The sequence below is a fragment of the Acinetobacter piscicola genome (assembly GCF_002233755.1).
Classification (GTDB): domain Bacteria; phylum Pseudomonadota; class Gammaproteobacteria; order Pseudomonadales; family Moraxellaceae; genus Acinetobacter; species Acinetobacter piscicola.
Window position 1 is genome coordinate 38187 of the sequence record NZ_NIFO01000001.1, and the last position, 20588, is coordinate 58774.

The window sequence follows — 20588 nt, forward strand, 5'->3', positions numbered from 1 at the left end:
TCATCAAAAGTAGCTTTTTTATTCAACAAGCATTGGTACAATTCGCAGCAAATTTTCTCTGTTGGTGCGTATTGTGTTCGAAAAGTTAGCTGAACAAAGTTTAGGTTTAATGGGATGGGAAATTGATAATCATTGGGATTTAACAATCGACCAATGCGTCATGATCGCAGCGCCACATACAAGTAATTGGGATGCACTTTATGCACGCTTAGCGTTAAAAGCTTTAGGTGTTAATGTTCGTATTACCATCAAAGACAGTTATATGAAATTACCATTAGGCCCTTTTGTTCGTGCAATGGGTGGAATTGGTATCGATCGTCGTCCAAAACAAGATGGCGAGGCACGACCAAGCATGGTGCAGTTGATGAGTGATTTATTTAAAACTCATCCTAAACTAGTCATGTTAGTGACACCAGAAGGAACACGATCTAAGCAAGAAAATTGGAAAACGGGTTTTTATCATGTCGCATTAAGTGCAGGTGTTCCAATTGCATTGGCTTATATGGATTATGCGAAGAAAAAAACAGGTATTGGTAAAATCGTCTATCCGACAGGGGATTATGAAAAGGATATGGCCGAAATCATGGATTTCTATGCACAAATTAATCCCAAGCATCCAGAGTTGTTTAGTGTAGATACACGGTTTCATAAAAACAATGAAAGTTGATTGAGTCCGGAATAATTCAACTTCATGTGCTTAAAGTTTTATTTTAAGAGTATAGCGAATAATAAATATTTTAATGTGGATCAGTATTTAAAATTGTACTGATCCATTTTTTATGAATAAAAAGAGTGAAGAAAATTATTGGATGATTATGATTTAAAATAGCCTAAGCAATTCTAAGAATATTTTGGCTATTTAATGAGGTGTATTTTCAGTTTGTTGTACACCACCCAAAGACTCACATGCTGATTTATAAACATCATATTGTTGTTGCACAACTTCATTTAAGGGGATTTTAAATAACTCATCACCTGATTTATAACTTTCTACATAAGACGTTGCTTTTTCTTTACTCACAGCAAGTGAGTGTTCGTGGTAACTAGTCATACTGCTATGTGCGAGTTGTGTTGTTTCAATATTATTGCATTTGAATTGCGTTAATAGTTTTTCAGCAGTTTTAATTTCGTTTGATGTGCCAATGACACATCCAGTTAAAATAAAGATAACACTGAGTAAAATCGAGGTTTTCATCACGAAAAGTTATAATAAATAGGTCACAAAATTTTATACTTATTTTATGTTTATAAATAGATTTATTTCATAGCCATATTTAAAATGAAGAAGTTATTTGTTTAATGTTTCAGCAATCGAAAGTCTCAAATTAATTTCTGCTCTTGTTGTACGTGATGTAATATTCATTAAATATTTATAAAAAATTGTCGTACTGAATAGAACATATCCTGAAAATGTAACATCTACAAGGCAGAAACCTCGTGAGATATTGGCTAAGTGTAAATGATTTATCAAATTGCTTATTCAAGTGAAGCTGAGCAAGATTTAATTGATATATTGATTTTTACGGTATTCAAGAATGGGGTGAAGCGCGAGCCAAATCGTTTTATTTAGACATTACAAATAGAATTGATATCTTAATAACAAATCCAAACTGTGTACGGGAAAAATATATTGCGAATGGCAGGGAAATACGGGACTTTATTATGGTAGGCATACCATATCGTGCGCCATTCTTAATTGATCAAGATCGTAAACCAGTTATTATTTTGCAGGTTTTAAGAACACATTTATTTATTTAAATAATTTGCGATAAAGCGCTGTGTATTTTCATCTAAGTAAAATGGTTCAATGAGTGATTTGATTAAATCATCCAATAATTCATGTTGTTCTAAAGCCGCTAAGCTATGTGGTGCAAAACGTTGAGCTTCGATAAATAAATCATTTTCATTTATACCGACAGAAAGCAATAATTCTTGTAGTGTATATTCACCGAAATATTCATAAAATGCCTCAACGACATTTAAAATGACGTGTTGCATATAATCTGTTTGGCGTAATTGTTTCCATGACTCATAAACTAGAATAAACAGTTCTTCAAAATCAATTGGTTGAAATTGAGAAAATGTTTCTTTAAGTGAACGCTGTTTAATATCTGCCCATAAATGCGTCACAATATCAGCGAGATCATCATTTGGTAGCAGAATGATATTACTGAGTTGTTTACGAATGGCTGAAGCCAATTGTTGCTCTAATTTGAGCTCAATGTTCTGTTGTTGATCTTGAATAAAACTTAATACTTTTGAACCAAAACGATTTTGTTTAACGGTATATTGACGAAGTTGATCCAACCAAGGGGTATTGCTTTCCACAATTTGATTGGCGAGTTGTAAGCTGACTTGTTGTATTTGTGGATTATGTATCAAATTCTCTTGGAGATAATCTCTAAATTGTTGCAACTCTAAGATTTTAAATAACCATAGATCAAAAGAATCATCGGAAAGTAAATCATTAAAAATCGTGTCGCTATTAATCGCATAGTGATGAATTTTTTGAGCAGAAAAACCAATAAATTCTAAAATATCTGCGCCAAGATTTAATTCAAAAGCATATTTTTGAACAACAGCTTGTAATTGTTCAAGCTGAATCATGCTTTTTAACTGAATTTGATCTGCATGTTGATAAACTTGTGCGACAAAATTTTGAATGTATTTTGAATTATTTTCATCTAATAATTGTTGTTTAATAAAACGAACTTGCTCAAGCAACAAGGCCTGAGCAAATTCTTGAGCAACGCTCGAAGGGGATGAGTGATTTAAATCCACTAGATTTATATACCTGCTTTCCAGCCATTCACGATTGGGTAACGGCGTTCACGGCTAAATGCACGTGAGCTGATACGTGGGCCAATTGAGCCTTGGCGGCGTTTATATTCATTACGATCAACTAGACCAATAACTTTTTCAACCACTTCACGCTCAAAACCTTTGGCAATGATGTCTTCTTGGCTTTGGTCTTCTTCAATATAAGCATAAAGAATAGCATCAAGAACATCATAAGCAGGTAAAGAGTCTTGGTCTTTTTGATCTGGACGAAGTTCTGCTGAAGGTGGGCGACTGATAACACGCTCAGGAATTACAGGTGTTTCAGCAATGCTATTACGATATTTTGCCAATTCAAAAACAATGGTTTTATAAACATCTTTCAATACAGCAAAGCCACCCACCATGTCACCATAAAGTGTGCAGTAACCCACTGAAAGTTCAGATTTATTACCTGTAGCGAGCACTAAATTTCCAAACTTATTTGACAAGCCCATCAGTAATGTACCACGTGCACGAGCTTGAAGATTTTCTTCAGTCGTGTCCGCAGGTGCATTGCCAAAGAATGGATAGAGTGTTTGCATGAAGCTATTCACGATTGGGTGAATTTCGGCAATACCAAATGTTACACCCATACGTTTAGCTTGTTCAGTTGCATCTTCTACACTAATTTGTGAAGTGTAGGTATAAGGCATCATCACCGCTTGTACTTTATCAGCGCCAATCGCATCAACGGCAATGGCAAGTGTTAAAGCTGAGTCAATCCCACCAGATAAACCCAAGATTACACCTGAAAAACCTGAATGTTGTACATAGTCACGTGTTGCTAAAACTAATGATTGATAGATTTCAGCCATAGTATCTAAAGGCGGTGCAGATTCAATGACTTGGTAAGCTTTTTGCTCAACTTGATAATCTACAACATACAAGTCTTCTTTAAAACTTGGTGCTTGGAATGCGACATCACCTGAATTATTGATGACAAAGCTTGTACCATCAAAAATCAAGTCATCTTGACCACACACTTGGTTTGCATAAACCACATGTACATTTAATTGTTTTGCTAATTCTTTTAAAGTGGTAATACGGTGTTGTGGCTTACCGACCTCATAAGGTGATGCATTGAGTACCAATACACTTTCAACATTGAGTTGAGCAAGTTGTTGAACGGTTGTGAGCGACCAAATATCTTCACAAATCAATACACCAAACTTGTGACCTAAGTATTCAAATACAAGGTGTTGATGTCCTTCGTTAAAATAACGTTTCTCATCAAAAACACTGTAATTTGGCAAGTTTTGTTTGTTATAGACACCCAGTACTTGACCATCTTTCATGACTGCTGCTGAGTTATAACGATGACCATCTTCGGCAAGGTTTACAAAACCAAAGACCATGACAATATCTTTTACAGTTGCGAGTTGCTCAAAAGCTTGAACTGTACGTTTCGCTAAACTTGGGCGAAGAAGTAAATCTTCTGCTGGATAGCCTAGAGTAGAAAGTTCAGGAAAAACAATAATTTCAGCGTTTTGCTTTTTAGCTTGATTGGCCTGTTCAATCATCTTTTGAACATTAGATTCAATATTACCAACAGACGGAGAGAATTGCGCAAGTGCAATTTTAAAACTTTTCATTTAAACCAAATCCTATTCCAATAGGGTAATTACATGCATTTAGTTGATTTTTAAAAATATAGTTATTCAACATGTGCATATACTAGACACAAAAATTGCCAAATGGCGAAACTATAAAATCATCATCAATGATTAAAAAATCTTTATTTTCTTGCAATGCAAAAATTTCAGATATTGGGTATTTTAACTAAAAACAAGTGAGAAGCTAGTCATTCCTCAAGTTTATTCAAAACACCCTTATTGACAGCACGAATGTAGTGCATTTTTTCAACAGAAACCAGTTATTTTTCAATTATTTTGATGCTATGTAACGGAATGAAAACAGTCGGTTTTTAATTTGTGATTTAATTCACATTTATTTGTAGTGCTTTAAGTATGGCTATACATTTCTTGTTATTGATATAGATATTTATTCTGAAATTGGCTGATTCAAAATAATATTTTCAATTCGTTTTAAATAGATATCTCTAGCAATATCACCTTGTTGTTCAATGTTGTAATCAAAGTATTGTTTACCTTTGATCAAAGTGTAGTGATAAGGATTATATTTTCCACCAGTTAAATACAGTGCTGTTTGTAAAATAGCGCCTTTTAATAACACATTTTCATGGCGTTGATGTTGATAAATATGCGCCATTTCATGAATGAAAATAGCTTGGTAGGCTAGGCTCTGACAGGAAAAATCTTCACAATAATCAGCATCTTTTAAGTGAATATAACCATTTGGTGCCATTAAAATTCCAATAGGTTGCCACGGCAGATAAGGATGGTTTAAGACTTTAACTTTTGCGTAATCAATTAAATTACCAAACACAGTTTGACTGATTTGAATTTCACCATCCGTCAACGCACGTACTTTAAATTGATCCAATTTAAATATACGAATAAAGAATGGAAGCAAATTCAACATGAAATTAGACCATTTAAACATTTAAAACATAGATATAGGATCATTCTATTTATCTTTACTTTAAATGTTGTGTTGAAGAAGACTTTTAATGAAAGCTAAGTGATCAACTTGTTATTAGCGACATAGAAGCTGTTTTAGACAGTCTAATCAAAAACTAAGCGCAATGATAGTTAACGTCAGTTCGGGATAAACTTTGATGTAAGTTATTGAAAAGATTGATCAGGCACAGCAGAGTCTTACCATTTAAATCAAATGCAAGGATTAACCCACTTCGTCTTGCACTTCGCTTGAAATATATTTCAATCTTGTTCAGGTTCGACCTGAGAGGTATTACCTCGCAAGGCTTTCGGGAAAAGTAGGCAAACCATTTGTCAGTCGCCAACTCGACAGATACTATTAAGTATCTAATATATTGCAAAAACAGTATATTACAGATCTTGCGGAATATATTCCTCATGCCTCGAACAATGCGACTGACGTTTCCGCGTATCATATAGTTGGGAGTATATCTTATCCCGAACTCAGGTTAGTTAGATTCAAGCGATCATTTGTTGCTTTAAAAATGTTTGGATGATGCTTAAAACCAGTGCAGGTTGCTCTTTATGAGGCATGTGATGCGCACCTGAAATAATGTTCATTTGTGTTAAACCAGAACTACAATCAATAAAACGTTGTGGTTGTGCCAATGATCCATATTCGTCTAATTCACCGTGAATCACCAATAAAGGGCAGTGTACTCGTTTTAAATAATCATCCAATTGCCATGTTCTAAATTCATCAGATAACCATGTTTCGGTCCATGCATCTAAAACCCACTGCGCTTTTTCAGCATGATATTTTTTCAGACGATCAAATTGTTGTATTTGTTGAAACATGATTTTTGCTTCACGGATGCCTGAAAGCGTCAGCTCTTCAACCATTGTTTGAGCAGACATGGTGATTAATGCTTTACATTGTGAAGCATGTTGTGCTGCACAACATGCCGCCATACCACCACCAACACTATGCCCCATTACAATAAATTCTTTAATTTTAAGCTTTTCTAAAATTTCAGCAAAAGCAGAACTTACTTCTTTCGCAACAAAATCAATATCCAAATTTTGGGGATTTGCAGAAGATTGTCCAAAACCTAAACGATCATAGGCAATCACTTGACGCTGCGTTATTTCAGCAAGCTGTTTAGGGAAGTCTCGCCAAAGTTCTACAGAGCCTAGAGAATCATGTAGCAGAATAATCGGTGTAGCAGTTTGCAATTGCTCTGGCGTCCATGTTTTGACATAAAGTTGCAAGTCTGGCTGAGATTGAAGCGCTACCCATAATTCTGCAATTTTCATAATTGACCGTATGTGTTGTTAAATATGATTGAAAGTCAACATAGCCAGTATTCAAATCACTTTTCAAGTGAACTGAATTGAATACATTGTTCTCGTGGGTCATTTTTTTGTTTTTGTATCAATTTTTAAGACTTCAAATTGAAGGCTTCAAGTGGTGAAATTATCCTCTTGGGTCATTCCTTATCAGTAGGGGCAATCTGCAAGAATAATTGTCAGACAGTTCAGTGAAATAGTCATAAATTGCAAACCGATTGACCTTAAATGCTAATCGTTATTGTCACAGCATGCCTTAATTTCTTTATATCACAGTAGTTTTTTTACTCAAAAGGCGATCCAGATTCTGAATTTGATGTTGCGTTTTATTCAGAAAAAAGATTTCCCATAAACGAATAAAGAGTATTTATCATGCGACTCACCAAGCCATTAAAAAAAGCAGCGGCCAAATTCTTTGCTGCTGCACCGTTCAGTTTGGAAAAACAATCTCCAATCATTCCTATTCGTCATATGAAGTTTGATTTTGATCCAGCAAAATTAGATCACAAATTTTATTTGGATGCGGAATTGGCCAGTGCCTACTTTGCCTCATTGTCGATTTTTTTGACCCGTGGTGAAGATCTTGTGATTGATACAGCACGTTATCATCGTGATTTCATTACAGATCCATTATTAAAACAGCGTGTAACTTCATTGATCGGTCAAGAAGCGATTCATTCAAAAATGCATGAAGAATTGAATGATGCCTTTATTGAAAAAGATTTGCCTGTGAAATTATTTCGAGTGTGGGCCGGTTGGGCATTTGACTATGGATTTAACCGCTTGCCACAACCTATGAAATTGTCCTTGATGGCGGGTATTGAACATTTCACTGCAGTATTGGCTGAATACATGATGAATCACGAAGAGGTATTCTTCCGTTCACAAGATGAAAAGCAACGTGCAATTTGGATGTGGCATATGCTTGAAGAGTCAGAACATAAGGATATTGCCTTTGATGTTTTTCAGTCATTGTCGAATAGTTATGCATTGCGTATTGCTGGATTTTTCCCTGCACTGATCACGATTTTAGTGTTGATTTCTATCGCATCATTATTGGTTCCGTTTTATCGCAATCCTAAAAACATGATTAGTTTACGTTATTGGAAAGAGATGCCACATAGCTTTCAGCTTATTTTTGGCTTAAAAGATGGTGTTTATGGCAGCAGTTTAAAGCATATTTTTGATTATTTACGCCCTGATTTTCATCCTAATGATCACGATACAACAGCATTTTTAGAATATTACAAAGAGAAATTACTGCATCCTGAAACGGGTTTACTTACCCCATATTTAACCAAGGAATTTACACCTGCTTTACGTGTGTAAAACTGATCAATTAAGCCTACAAAATTAATCATAAATGGATTTAAATCATGGGAATTTTTTCTAAAAAACGTAAACCTAGCCAAAATGCTTATGCCGTTGTCACAGGTGCGGGAAGTGGTATTGGACGCAGTTTTGCTATGGAGTTGGCAAAGCGTGGAGGAACAATCGTCTGTGCAGACATTAACTTAGATGCAGCACAAGAAACGGTCAATCTAATTACTTCACAAACTCAGCGCAAAGCATTTGCAGTGCAATGCGATGTTGGAATAAAAGAGCAAGTGCAAGCTTTGGCTGAAAATGCTGAAAAGTTGATGGATCATCCAGTAACTTTGCTGATCAATAATGCGGGCGTGGGTTTAGGTGGAAAGTTTGATGAGGTTTCATTAGACGATTGGCAATGGTGTATGCATGTTAATTTGTGGGGCGTGATACACGGTTGCCACTATTTTGTGCCTAAGTTTAAGCAGCAAGGTTATGGTGCCATCATTAATGTTGCATCGGCAGCAGGCTATACCGCTGCACCTGAAATGACTGCTTATAACGTGACGAAGTCTAGTGTGTTGGCACTTTCAGAAACGCTATCTGCTGAATTACGTCAAGATCAGATTCGTGTCAACGTCCTGTGTCCAACCTTAGTGCCTACAAATATTATGAAAAATGGACGTTTACCTCAGCATTATGCAGGACTTGCTGATGATTTACTGATGAATCATGCATTTATCACCAGTGATAAAGTGGCGATTAAAACGTTGAATTCTTTAGATGCAGACAAGCTATATACCATTCCGCAACCTGACGCAAAGTTGTTTTGGATGATGAAGCGTGCTTCCCCATCGTTATATGCAAAAGCATTGGGGATTGGTTATCCGTTATTTAATAAGTACGTAAAATAAGAGTTGAGTAGAACGATATGAATACGCAAGCAACTTTAGACACTTTGTTGGACGACAGTAAGGCTGAAAAAAAGTCCAAGCAATCAACAACTCAAACAACAGTTGAAGAAATTAAACAAGTCACTCAACCTGAAAGTGTAGAACTTAAAAACCTCGAAGCAAAAAGCATTGAAGTAAAAAAAGCCGAAGCACAAAATGATGAAGCTAAAAGCGTTAAATCAAGTGTAGCAAAAGCAGAGATTAAAGTTGAACCTCAAAATAAATCGGTACAGAAAACAAAACGCCAAGCAACGGTAAGGGCTAAAAGTACGACTCAAACTGCTGCTAAAACTGCCAATAAAAAAGCACTTGAAACACAAGCGGATATTCCTGTGCATACCTATGACAGCATTGTGATTGGTGCGGGTATTTCAGGAATTGCAGCAGCGTATAAAATGCAGCAAGCGGGTTATCAGGATTATATCGTACTCGAAAAAGCCAGTCGTGTAGGTGGTACTTGGCGTGATAATAACTATCCGGGTTGTGGTTGCGATGTACCTTCAGCGTTGTATTCATTCTCATTTTCGCCAAGTCATAAATGGAGTCATTTATTTGCGAAGCAGCCTGAAATTCTCAGCTATTTAGAAGAAGTGGTTGAGAAATATGATTTAGGGGAGAAGATTGAATTTAATAATGAATTAATGAGTGCGAAGTGGGATGAAGCAAAACATATCTGGAATTTAGAAACCTCTAAAGGGCAATATCAAGCGAAAACGGTACTGTTTACCACAGGCCCGATCACTGAACCGTCTATGCCAAAACTAAAAGGAATCGAAACCTTTAAAGGAGAAATGTTCCACTCAGCACGTTGGAATCATGATTATGACTTGACCAATAAGCGTGTTGCAGTGATCGGCACGGGTGCATCGGCGATTCAATTTATTCCACAAGTCCAACCGCAAGTTAAACAATTACACGTATTTCAACGAACTGCACCGTGGGTATTGCCGAAGGCAGATATGGAGCTGAATGATAGAGCTAAGCAGATTGTGGCTAAATTTCCAATCATTCAACAGACTTGGCGCAATAGTATTGCACAAATTTTAAATGGTATTAATTTCGGATTACGTCATCCAAAAGTGCTCGAACCGATTAGTTTTCTCAGTAAACAGTTGTTGAAATTGCAAATTAATGATGATCAATTACGTAAGAATGTCACTCCAAACTTTGCCATTGGTTGTAAGCGTTTATTGTTCGCCAATAATTATTATCCAGCACTACAGCAAGACAACGTCAATTTGATTCCACACGGTCTCGTTGAAATTGATGGCAATACTGTGATTTCAGCAAATGGAGAACGACATGAGGTTGATGTGATCATTTGGGGAACTGGATTTGAAGTTTCGCATCCGCCTATCGGTAAGCGAGTTTATGACACAACGGGTCAAACGCTTGCTGAGCGTTGGAAAGGTAGTTCTCCTGAAGCATATTTAGGTGCAAGTATTGAAAAAGTTCCCAATGCATTCCTTGTTTTAGGGCCAAATATTCTTGTTTATGATTCATTTATTGGTATTGCAGAAGCGCAGATTGGCTATATTGTGAATGGTCTATTGAAAATGCGTGATTTGAAATTCACTCGTTTTGAGATCAAAAAAGAAGTGATTCGTAAACACAATATCAAAGTACAAAAGCAGCTACAAAGCACCGTATTTAATGCGGGCGGCTGCAAGTCTTATTATTTGGATGAGAATGGTCGTAATTTTGCGGCATGGCCTTGGTCGTTGAAACAATTGAAGAGTCAACTCAAAGCATTGGATTTGAAACATTACGATACAGCGTCCTAATCTAGGACGATCAGTTATTCTCTAAAACACTCTCCTTTTTAAAGGAGAGTTGCAGAGGATTTACACCCCTAGTTTACGGGTATTATTTGTTTGCGTTTTTGATAAAGTCTAAAAATAATCAATTCTGCAATCAATAAATTAACCACCCATCCTAACCATGATTCAAGTTGGTAAATGTGAACAGGGCTAAGCCAATCAAAATAAGGTTGTAATTCATATAAAATCATTTTCCATGAACGTAAGCTAAGTGCAGATAAACTCAGTGCAAAACTGCGGATCATCCAATCTCGATGTATGAACCATTGTTTTTTGAATATTGCTCTTAAGGCAAATACAGTACTGAATCCCCACAATAGACTGAGCAAAATGAAACTCACTTGAGTGACTGTTCCACCCGCAGCAGAAAGCGCTAATATAAAACCGCTGGGTAAGGCAAAAAACAAAATCGTGATGATGTAAAGCCAGCCACTGAGTCGATGAATGCGTGGATAACGATTTCTAAACATTTGAAAGAATTGGGTAAATCCAGCAATTAATGCAAAGCTACTGGTGATCACATGTACTTTAAAAGCAAATTGCCATGGTTGAGTATTCACAACATCTTGTTTAAGCAGAAGAAAGTGTTGTTCAGTATTCCATGGAAAATAAGCAATGCAAATTTTCACCATAAGAAAACACAGATATGTATAGAACATGAAAATAACAATATTAAATGTGATGTATCGATATGAAGTTTTTGTTTTATCCATCTGCGACCAAGTTTAAATTTTTATAGGAAAATTATAATCAAAGTGTTTATTAAACCAATTGTTTTATTGTCAATCTTTTAAAGCCTTGGGATCAAAGAGGGTGATTGCACAATATTTGCAAATTTAGGTCAATCCATGAATGATTTCTCAAGATAATCTATGTGTCATTAAAGCGAAAAGATCGCTACGAATTTAAAACATTCAAAATTTCTGATCGATCAGATGATTGAAAATCTTTACATTTTGATTGATTCATAAAGTTTTTATTTCAATTAAAATTAAACACAATAACGCATCAATAAAATAGGAAAAACAATGAAAAAATTCGCTATGACTATGCTGGGTATGAGTGCTTTGCTGGTACAGCATGTTTATGCTTTAGAGATACAGCAATTACAAAAGTCTTGGACTGGAAAATACGATGAGCAGAAAATAGGGGTATTCATCCAATCTATCGATCGTAATCAAGTGAAAGGTTACAGTATTCTAGGTAAAAATAAGCAGAATTTTACTGGTAAAGTTCAGGCAACTTCACAGGGCTATAAAATTACTGCAATTGAAAATGGCCCAAAGGCGAGTAGCGGAACATTTACTTTTATTGCCAATTCAAAACAACCAAATGTTTTAGAGTCGAGTTGGGAATCGAGCACAGCTAAAGTTAAACCCAAGTATTTTGATTTAAAACCGCAACAATGTCGTTATCAGCGTGATGTGGGCGATTATGCTGTTGGGTCACAACGTTTGCTAAAAGATGATGATTTACAAATTCCAGCAGAAGAGCTTGATTGGATGCGTAATGAAATTTACGCACGTCATGGTTATTCATTTGCGAATAAAGAGATTGCTACTAATTTTGCAGATTATGATTGGTATATGCCATGCAGTACCAATGTGGAAAATCAATTGACTCAGATAGAAAAAACCAATATTCAACGCATTAAAAAAGTACGCCCGTATATGGCGAAAATGGAGTGGGGGCGTTAATTGGGTTTTGGTGAATATGAAGGACATAAATGTTTAATTTATGTCCTTGGCTATATGAAAATAAAATATTAGATCGGTTGAGTGTTATTGATTAACCACGTTAAAACCTCACCTTTTAAGTCAGGGGATAAACGTTCACAAACCATTTGGTGATATTGGTTTAACCAAGCTTTTTCATCATTGGATAATAAATCTAAAACAATACAATTTTGGTCAATTGGGCAAAGTGTGAGCGTTTCAAATTCTAGGAAATCACCATAAGTTTGATCTTGAAACACTTTAGGTTGATTCACGACTAGATTTTCAATACGAATGCCATATTTTCCTTCATGGTATAACCCAGGTTCATTTGAAGTAATCATACCTTTACGCAGTTTTGTATAGATTGTTGCAGGCGAATAATAAGAAATAACTTGTGGGCCTTCATGTACATTCAGCGCATAGCCAACGCCATGACCCGTACCATGTCTATAATCTAAACCTTGCTTCCAAAGCGTTTGACGAGTAATTGCGTCTAATAATGGTGCAGCGATACCTTCAGGAAAAACGGTTTGTGCCAATGCGATATGGCATTTTAAAACAAGTGTGTAATCACGCTTCTGCTGCGCGCTTGGCTGGCCAATCGGTACGACACGAGTAATGTCTGTTGTACCATCTTCATACTGACCACCTGAATCTATTAGTAGTAGACCATCACCTTGAATTTCACTAAAGCTTTCTTCTGTCGCTCGATAATGCGGAAGTGCGCCATTGGCATTAAAGCCTGCAATTGTAGAGAAGCTTAAGCCAATAAATCCTGCTTGTTGTGCGCGAAATGCTGTGATTTTTTCATCAATATCGAGTTCATTGATCGGTTGTTGCATTTTTAATGCGGTCTCTAACCAATGAAAGAAATGGCACAGTGCAACACCATCTTTTTGCATAGCATTTCGAACATGCGCAATTTCCGATTCATGTTTTTGTGATTTAAATAAAGTACTTGGGTTAATATCTTGAATTAGTTGATTATGTTGTGTGATTGTTTGCGCATGTAAAATTGAAACTTTTGCAGGGTCAATTAAAACATGTTGATCTTTGAGTTGGATTAAAAAGTTCTGAGTTTGGTTGTATGCTTGTATTTCAATGTGTTCATCATTGAACTGTGCTTTTAGCTCAGTTGAAAGTTTTGCTGCATCAATAAAAAGTACAGTGCGATTTTGATCTATAAATAAATGTGCCAAGAACACAGGGTTATATTCAACATCACTTCCTCGGCAGTTGAAGATCCATGCAATGTCATCCAGTGCAGAAATAAAATGAGCTGATGCATCTTTTTCACGTAATGCTTTACGAATATGTGAAATTTTTTCTAAACGAGTCTGAGCGTTTAAATCAGAATGCATTTGCCAAATAGTATCTGCAGGCAGAGCAGGGCGATCAACCCAAATTGCATCAATTAAATCGAGCTGTGTTTCAATTCGAAAATGGTTTTGTTTGGCAATTTGGTTGAGTGCATCGAATTGCTGTACAGAAATTGTTTGACCATTCACAGAAATTTGCGCATTTTTTGCCAAGTTTTTTGTAAGCCATGCCAAGTGAGTTGAAGATTCTTCAGCTGTTTGCTTCTGCAAAACAAAACCCGTATTGAGTAATTGCTGTTCCGCTTGAACCCAGTAACGTCCATCGACCCATAAACCAGCAAAGTCTTGGGTAATCACAATTGTGCCTACAGAGCCTGTAAATCCAGTCAGCCACAAACGGACTTTCCAGTAATCAGGTAAGTATTCTGACATATGTGGATCTGCACTCATGGCAACAAATGCATCGATATGATGTTGTTGCATTTGAGCACGTAATAATTCAAGTTTTTCGAGCGAATGTTTGCTGTTCATTTTCATTTAACTTCTATAATTTGAACCGATTGGAATTGGTTTTTTAATACTGTTGTTATTCTATGCATGTTCTTTGGAATTTGTGATGTTTTAATTTAAATTTCTCATAAAAAACCACCCAAGAGGGTGGTTTTTTTATTCGATCTGCGAAAAACGAATTAACGTTTGATATCGCGTTGAACTTCGCCAGTATAAAGCTGACGAGGGCGACCGATTTTGTAAGGTGCGCTGTGCATTTCTAACCAGTGGCTGATCCAACCAACAGTACGAGCAAGAGCGAAAATTACAGTAAACATTTCAGTCGGGATACCAATCGCTTTAAGGATGATACCTGAGTAGAAGTCTACGTTAGGGTATAAGTTACGTTTGATGAAGTATTCGTCAGACAACGCAATACGTTCAAGTTCCATCGCAAGCTCAAGCTGTGGATCGTTGATACCAAGTGCGCTAAGCACTTCGTCACAAGTCTCTTTCATTACTTTCGCACGTGGATCGAAGTTTTTATAAACTCGGTGACCGAAGCCCATAAGTTTAACTTCTTTAGTTTTCACTTTTTCCATGAAGTCAGCAACGTTTTCTACAGTGCCGATTTCATCAAGCATCTTAAGAACAGCTTCGTTCGCGCCACCATGAGCAGGTCCCCAAAGTGCAGCAATACCCGCAGCGATACATGCGTATGGGTTAGCACCAGTAGAACCCGCTAAACGTACTGTAGACGTAGACGCATTTTGTTCGTGGTCAGCATGAAGCGTAAAGATACGATCCATTGCTTTAGCAAGAATAGGGTTAACTTTATAGTCACGGTCTGCTGGAGTAGCAAACATCATGTACAAGAAGTTTTCAGCGTAGTTCAAGTCATTGCGTGGGTATACAAATGGTTGACCGATTGTATATTTATAAGTCCAAGCAGCAAGTGTTGGAATTTTAGCAATTAAACGAACTGCAGTGATTTCACGGTGGTCAACATTTTCAACGTCAAAACCATTGTGATAGAACGCAGAAAGCGCACCAACAACACCACACATCACCGCCATAGGGTGAGCATCACGACGGAAACCATTGAAGAAACGGCTTACTTGGTCGTGAACCATAGTGTGATTGCGAACTTTTGCATCAAATACAGTTTTTTGTTCAGCAGTTGGAAGCTCACCATTTAACAACAAGTAGCAAGTTTCTAAGTAGTCTGCTTGAGTCGCCAATTGAGCGATAGGATAACCACGGTGTAAAAGGACACCTTCGTTACCATCGATAAATGTAATTTTAGACTCGCAAGCAGCAGTAGCCATAAAACCAGGATCAAAAGTAAAGTGACCCGAGGCCAATACATCTTTAACGTCGATTACATCTGGGCCCAATGTGCCGCTGTAAATTGGTAATTCAATTTCTTTGCCATCAAGCTGTAATACGGCTTTTTTGCCAGTTGCTTCAGACATTCAATAGATCTCCTGTCCTGGTGAATGTTGTATCTAATGTCGCATAATCATATTTTAATGTGCGAATTAGACGAGTCGAGATTAGCTAATAAGCTTAATGAGCACTAAAATTTTGTCAATTATACTTATGGATGAAAAAATGACGTTTCAACGGTAAGTTAGTTGCCAAAAGGAGACTAAATTGAGCATCGCATTTCAGTGTCGGTCAGTATAATAAGGGAAATTCTAGAGAAGGTGCAGAAAAATAATTAGAATGCTTGGGTCATAAACAATATTTTTCACCCTTATTGCGGTGCTTTTGTAATTTGAAAAAAATCAAATGACAATATTAAAATCATATAAATATCATAGCTTACATACATTCCGCACTGTAAATGAGTTGGAAAATAGTCAATATGATTGTTGAAATATTTATTTTCATTTTAATGATTAACTGATTAAAAAATAGTTTAAATAATCAAATTGTCAGTTTAAAAAATAATCAAATCCAGCGAAAATTAATAATTAAATTGCTTTTGTTTTAATCAAATTGTGCAAAAAACGATATGTTATACATTCATTATTCACACACTAAGTTGTTCTTTCTTATTAAAATCGACTGCGTTAAATCATTAGACAAAATATTGAATATTAAAAATAGAAATAAAGGATCATTTTCAAAAAACATGTTTGGTATAGAATACAAACAAAAAAGAAATAAATAATAAACAAAATGGAATGAAAAATATTAGGACGTTTTTGTCCGTAACCTCGTGCTTTAGTCTAAATTTAGTAAAATAATATAAATTGCAATTATGTATAGAAAATTTTCCGTCTAATCCTATAAAAAATAAAGAGATAGCTAGGGAATGATTGCGTAGGAGGTATGGATTAATTGTGAAATTAACGTAAATGATTCTTATTTGAGTGGTTTTTAAAGAAAAAGCTAATTTTGATTGTTTGTGTTTTGACAGTTGACGTTTTATAATTCAGTGTCGTTTAAAGTTCAGGCAATTGATTTTGTCTGACAATGCTAGCTTTCCTTCGAATTAATTCCAACAAACTCCGGATGGAGTTTTTACTTACAGGATGCCCGCTGTGAAAAGCAACAGACCTGTCAATTTGTCCATGGGTCAAGTTTTAGACGTAAACTTAAAATCCCCTGTGGCTATTGCATCAATTTTACACCGTCTATCAGGTGTCATCGTATTTTTACTCGTACCGGTACTTTTGTGGCTATTAGACAAATCTTTGTCTTCGCCTGAAGGTTTTGCTCAAGTTCAAGCTATCTTTGGTGGTTTCATTGTTCGCTTTGTTGTATGGGTATTTGTCGCTGGCTTATTATTCCATTTTATTATGGGTATTAAACACCTACTTGCAGACCTTGGTTTTGCAGAAGAGCTTCAAAGTGGCCGCGTAGCAGCAACTATCGCATTAATCTTGGCTGTGATCGCTGTAATCGCATCATTTGTATGGATTGTTCTCTAATGAAAAGTGCTACAGGTTTAACGGGTTCAGGTTCACGCGATTGGTATATCCAACGTGTTAGTGCTGTTATTTTAGCTGTTTATACTGTTGTGGTATTGGGTTGGATTCTTTGTAATGGTGGATTCAGCTTTGAACAATGGAACGGCTTTATGATGACTCTACCGATGAAGATTTTATCTTTATTGGCAGTCTTATCGCTTGTTGCGCATGCTTGGATTGGTATGTGGCAAGTATTTACAGATTATGTGACTACTCGTCAGATGGGTCCTTCAGCTTCAGGTTTACGCATTGTATTAACATCAGCAGTGATTATTGCTGTTATTGCATATGCGATCTGGGCAATCCAGATTTTTTGGGCGAATTGATAGGAAGATGTCATGGGCGCTATAACCCCTAAAGAAGATTATTCAAATATTCCAAGCCAAGCTTTCGATGCAGTTATCGTGGGTGGCGGTGGTTCAGGTATGCGTGCTTCTTATCAACTTGCTCAAGCTGGTTTGAAAGTTGCTGTCCTTACTAAAGTATTCCCAACACGTTCTCATACTGTTGCGGCACAAGGTGGTATTGGTGCATCTCTTGGTAATATGCAAGACGATAATTGGCACTATCACTTTTATGACACAGTAAAAGGTTCTGACTGGTTAGGTGACCAAGATGCAATCGAGTTTATGTGTCGTGAAGCACCTAAAGTTGTTTATGAATTAGAACACATGGGTATGCCTTTTGACCGTAATGCGGATGGTACAATTTACCAACGTCCATTTGGTGGTCACTCTGCAAACTATGGCGAAAAAGCTGTTCCACGTGCATGTGCTGCTGCTGACCGTACAGGTCACGCACTTCTTCATACGCTTTATCAAAGCAATGTGAAAATGGGGACGCAATTCTTCGTTGAATGGATCGCACTTGATTTGATCCGTGATGATGAAGGCACAGTAATTGGTGTAACTGCAATTGACCAAGAAGCGGGTAAAATCGCAGTATTCCAAGCCAAAGCAACATTGTTTGCTACAGGTGGTGCGGGTCGTGTTTACCGTGCATCTACAAATGCATATATCAATACTGGTGATGGTCTTGGTATGGCAGCTCGTGCGGGTATTCCATTACAAGATATGGAATTCTGGCAGTTCCACCCAACGGGTGTTGCGGGTGCAGGCGTATTGTTAACTGAAGGTTGTCGTGGTGAAGGTGCAATCCTTCGTAACAAAGACGGCGAACCGTTCATGGAGCGTTATGCTCCAACTTTGAAAGATTTGGCTCCACGTGACTTCGTATCACGTTCTATGGACCAAGAAATCAAAGAAGGTCGTGGTTGTGGTCCTAAAGGTGATTATATCCTTCTTGATATGACTCACTTAGGTGCTGATACGATTATGAAACGTTTACCATCTGTATTTGAGATTGGTAAAAAATTCGCAAACGTAGATATCACGAAAGAAGCGATTCCAGTTGTACCAACAATCCATTATCAAATGGGTGGTATTCCAACGAACATTCATGGTCAAGTGGTTGTTCCTGAGTTTGAAGCCAACGAAGCTGGTTTCCATGCGGGTTATGATCAAAATACGAAAGAATATACAACCAATGGCAAAATGAATTATACGAAACCAGTTAAAGGTTTCTATGCAATTGGTGAATGTTCTTGCGTATCTGTACATGGTGCAAACCGTTTAGGTACAAATTCGTTACTTGACTTAGTGGTATTTGGTAAAGCTGCTGGTGAGCATATCATTGATTATGTGACTAAGCATCATGGTGATGAGTACACGCCAGTTCCTACCAATGCATTGGTTAATACTATGAAGCGTATTCGTCATCTAGATGATTCGACTTCTGGTGAAAATGCTCAAGAAGTTGCAGACGCAATTCGTGACATCGTACAGGATCACGCTGGTGTATTCCGTACTCAAGCATTGCTTGATGAAGGTGTTAAGCAGATTCTTGCGATTGAGCCACGTGTTCGTAACATCTACTTAAAAGACAAGTCTAAAGTGTTTAACACAGCTCGTGTTGAGGCTTTGGAAGTTGAAAACTTGTATGAAGTTGCTAAAGCAACCTTGATTTCTGCTGCTGCTCGTAAAGAGTGTCGTGGTGCGCATACAGTAGTTGATTATGAATTGCCTGCAGATCATCCGACATACTCTTATGGTCGTCGTGATGATGAGTGGATGAAGCATACTTTGTGGTATTCAAGCGATAATCACCTTGAATATAAACCAGTACGTTACAGCCCGTTGACTGTAGAAGCTATTGAACCTAAGCCACGTACATTCTAATTGGGAGAATAAAGATGAGTAGAGGCACTCGTACATTCGAAATCTACCGCTATGATCCTGATAAGGATAAAGCACCGTACATGCAAACTTTTAAACTTGAATTGACTGATAAGCATCGTATGTTGCTTGATGCACTTCTTGCATTAAAAGTACAAGATGAGTCATTAACATTCCGTCGTTCATGCCGTGAAGGTATTTGTGGCTCGGATGGTGTGAACATCAATGGTAAAAATGGTCTTGCTTGTTTATGGAACTTAAACGATTTACCTGAAAAAATCGTGATTCGTCCATTACCGGGCTTACCAGTGGTTAAAGATTTAGTTGTGGATATGAATCAGTTCTACGATCAGTATGACAAAATTCAACCATTCCTAATCAATAATCAGCCTGCGCCACCAAAGGAGCGTTTACAGTCTCCAGAAGAGCGTGATCATTTAAATGGTCTTTATGAATGTATTTTATGTGCATGTTGTTCAACTTCATGCCCATCATTCTGGTGGAATCCTGATAAATTCTTAGGTCCATCAGCATTGTTAAATGCATATCGTTTCATTATTGACTCACGTGATACAGCGACTCAAGATCGTTTATCACGTCTTGATGATCCGTTCTCATTGTTCCGTTGTAAGGGAATTATGAACTGCGTGTCTGTATGTCCTAAAGGTTTGAACCCAACAAAAGCGATCGGTCATATCCGTAGCATGTTGCTCGACCAAGCGGGTTAATATAGTGAAAAAAAGAGCGTATATCATTTGATGTGCGCTCTTTTTTTTATGATTTTAAAAAAGATCGGTAATAGCGATTTGATAGATCGATTTTTTATATAAAATATTTGAATGATATTTGATTATTTCTTGTATGTATTTCGCCAAGTTATAAGTGGTATGTGTCAAAAAAATCAATTCAAGCTGTAGTTCATGTTAGCATTTAACAAATGAATATATGTAAAAAACGTCCAATATTTTGGTACATTTTATCTACATAACTTTGATTCAGATCAGTTTATAAATAATATGATAAATTTATCTGATGAGTCGCTTTAGACAAAACAAACCCAATTTTTGTTTTTTCTAA

The 20588-nt window shown here is 36.8% G+C and carries 17 protein-coding genes; 9 read left to right on the forward strand and 8 right to left on the reverse strand.

Going from position 1 to position 20588, the window contains the following annotated elements:
• Positions 1-73: 73 nt before the first annotated feature.
• Positions 74-667 (forward strand): 1-acyl-sn-glycerol-3-phosphate acyltransferase, encoded by a 594-nt coding sequence (locus tag CDA10_RS05100; RefSeq protein WP_089605159.1) that lies wholly within the window; start codon positions 74-76, stop codon positions 665-667.
• A 192-nt stretch (positions 668-859) separates the two neighbouring features.
• Here the strand turns inward: CDA10_RS05100 and CDA10_RS05105 are convergent, their stop codons facing one another.
• The 5 genes from CDA10_RS05105 to CDA10_RS05125 form a co-directional block, all read right to left on the reverse strand.
• Positions 860-1195 (reverse strand): hypothetical protein, encoded by a 336-nt coding sequence (locus CDA10_RS05105; protein ID WP_089604400.1) that lies wholly within the window; start codon positions 1193-1195, stop codon positions 860-862.
• A gap of 551 nt (positions 1196-1746) precedes the next feature.
• Entirely contained in the window at positions 1747-2781 is a 1035-nt protein-coding gene (locus tag CDA10_RS05110) for a hypothetical protein (protein ID WP_089604401.1), read from the reverse strand.
• 5 nt (positions 2782-2786) lie between these two features.
• Positions 2787-4412 (reverse strand): NAD+ synthase, encoded by a 1626-nt coding sequence (locus tag CDA10_RS05115; protein ID WP_089604402.1) that lies wholly within the window; start codon positions 4410-4412, stop codon positions 2787-2789.
• Positions 4413-4821: 409 nt separating this feature from the next.
• Positions 4822-5322 (reverse strand): hypothetical protein, encoded by a 501-nt coding sequence (locus CDA10_RS05120; RefSeq protein WP_089604403.1) that lies wholly within the window; start codon positions 5320-5322, stop codon positions 4822-4824.
• A 536-nt stretch (positions 5323-5858) separates the two neighbouring features.
• On the reverse strand, positions 5859-6656 hold the full coding sequence (locus tag CDA10_RS05125; protein ID WP_089604404.1) for an alpha/beta fold hydrolase: 798 nt from the start codon (positions 6654-6656) through the stop codon (positions 5859-5861).
• A gap of 405 nt (positions 6657-7061) precedes the next feature.
• Here CDA10_RS05125 and CDA10_RS05130 point away from each other — a divergent pair, with 405 nt between their 5' ends.
• Genes CDA10_RS05130 through CDA10_RS05140 form a run of 3 tightly spaced genes read left to right on the forward strand, consistent with a single transcriptional unit; the run spans position 7062 to position 10734 of the window.
• Positions 7062-8018, forward strand: coding sequence for a metal-dependent hydrolase (locus CDA10_RS05130; RefSeq protein WP_089604405.1), 957 nt, complete (start codon positions 7062-7064; stop codon positions 8016-8018).
• Positions 8019-8065: 47 nt separating this feature from the next.
• Positions 8066-8911, forward strand: a complete 846-nt coding sequence (locus CDA10_RS05135; protein ID WP_089604406.1) for an SDR family NAD(P)-dependent oxidoreductase — start codon at positions 8066-8068, stop codon at positions 8909-8911.
• A gap of 17 nt (positions 8912-8928) precedes the next feature.
• Positions 8929-10734, forward strand: coding sequence for a flavin-containing monooxygenase (locus CDA10_RS05140; RefSeq protein WP_089604407.1), 1806 nt, complete (start codon positions 8929-8931; stop codon positions 10732-10734).
• A gap of 68 nt (positions 10735-10802) precedes the next feature.
• Here CDA10_RS05140 and CDA10_RS05145 read toward each other — a convergent pair whose 3' ends face one another.
• Complete coding sequence (locus CDA10_RS05145; protein ID WP_089604408.1) at positions 10803-11483, reverse strand: DUF2306 domain-containing protein; 681 nt, start codon at positions 11481-11483, stop codon at positions 10803-10805.
• 315 nt (positions 11484-11798) lie between these two features.
• On the opposite strand from CDA10_RS05145, the gene CDA10_RS05150 reads away from it, so the two are divergent.
• Complete coding sequence (locus CDA10_RS05150; protein ID WP_089604409.1) at positions 11799-12467, forward strand: YARHG domain-containing protein; 669 nt, start codon at positions 11799-11801, stop codon at positions 12465-12467.
• Between the two features lie 68 nt (positions 12468-12535).
• On the opposite strand, the gene CDA10_RS05155 is transcribed toward CDA10_RS05150, so the two are convergent.
• Together CDA10_RS05155 and gltA are read right to left on the reverse strand one after the other, a co-directional pair.
• Positions 12536-14338 carry an aminopeptidase P family protein gene (locus CDA10_RS05155; protein WP_089605160.1) on the reverse strand — a complete coding sequence of 601 codons (1803 nt, stop codon included), beginning with the start codon at positions 14336-14338 and terminating at the stop codon, positions 12536-12538.
• Between the two features lie 158 nt (positions 14339-14496).
• Positions 14497-15771 (reverse strand): citrate synthase, encoded by a 1275-nt coding sequence (gltA, locus tag CDA10_RS05160; protein WP_010112432.1) that lies wholly within the window; start codon positions 15769-15771, stop codon positions 14497-14499.
• Positions 15772-16848: 1077 nt separating this feature from the next.
• Here gltA and sdhC point away from each other — a divergent pair.
• From sdhC to CDA10_RS05180, 4 genes are read left to right on the forward strand one after another with little or no spacing between them, the layout of a single operon-like run.
• Positions 16849-17238, forward strand: a complete 390-nt coding sequence (sdhC, locus tag CDA10_RS05165) for a succinate dehydrogenase, cytochrome b556 subunit (protein ID WP_213062847.1) — start codon at positions 16849-16851, stop codon at positions 17236-17238.
• Positions 17238-17603, forward strand: a complete 366-nt coding sequence (gene sdhD / locus CDA10_RS05170; protein ID WP_089604411.1) for a succinate dehydrogenase, hydrophobic membrane anchor protein — start codon at positions 17238-17240, stop codon at positions 17601-17603. Before sdhC ends, sdhD begins: the two co-directional genes overlap by 1 nt.
• A gap of 12 nt (positions 17604-17615) precedes the next feature.
• Complete coding sequence (gene sdhA, locus CDA10_RS05175; protein ID WP_089604412.1) at positions 17616-19514, forward strand: succinate dehydrogenase flavoprotein subunit; 1899 nt, start codon at positions 17616-17618, stop codon at positions 19512-19514.
• A gap of 14 nt (positions 19515-19528) precedes the next feature.
• Positions 19529-20239 carry a succinate dehydrogenase iron-sulfur subunit gene (locus CDA10_RS05180; RefSeq protein ID WP_089604413.1) on the forward strand — a complete coding sequence of 237 codons (711 nt, stop codon included), beginning with the start codon at positions 19529-19531 and terminating at the stop codon, positions 20237-20239.
• Positions 20240-20588 lie beyond the last annotated feature (349 nt).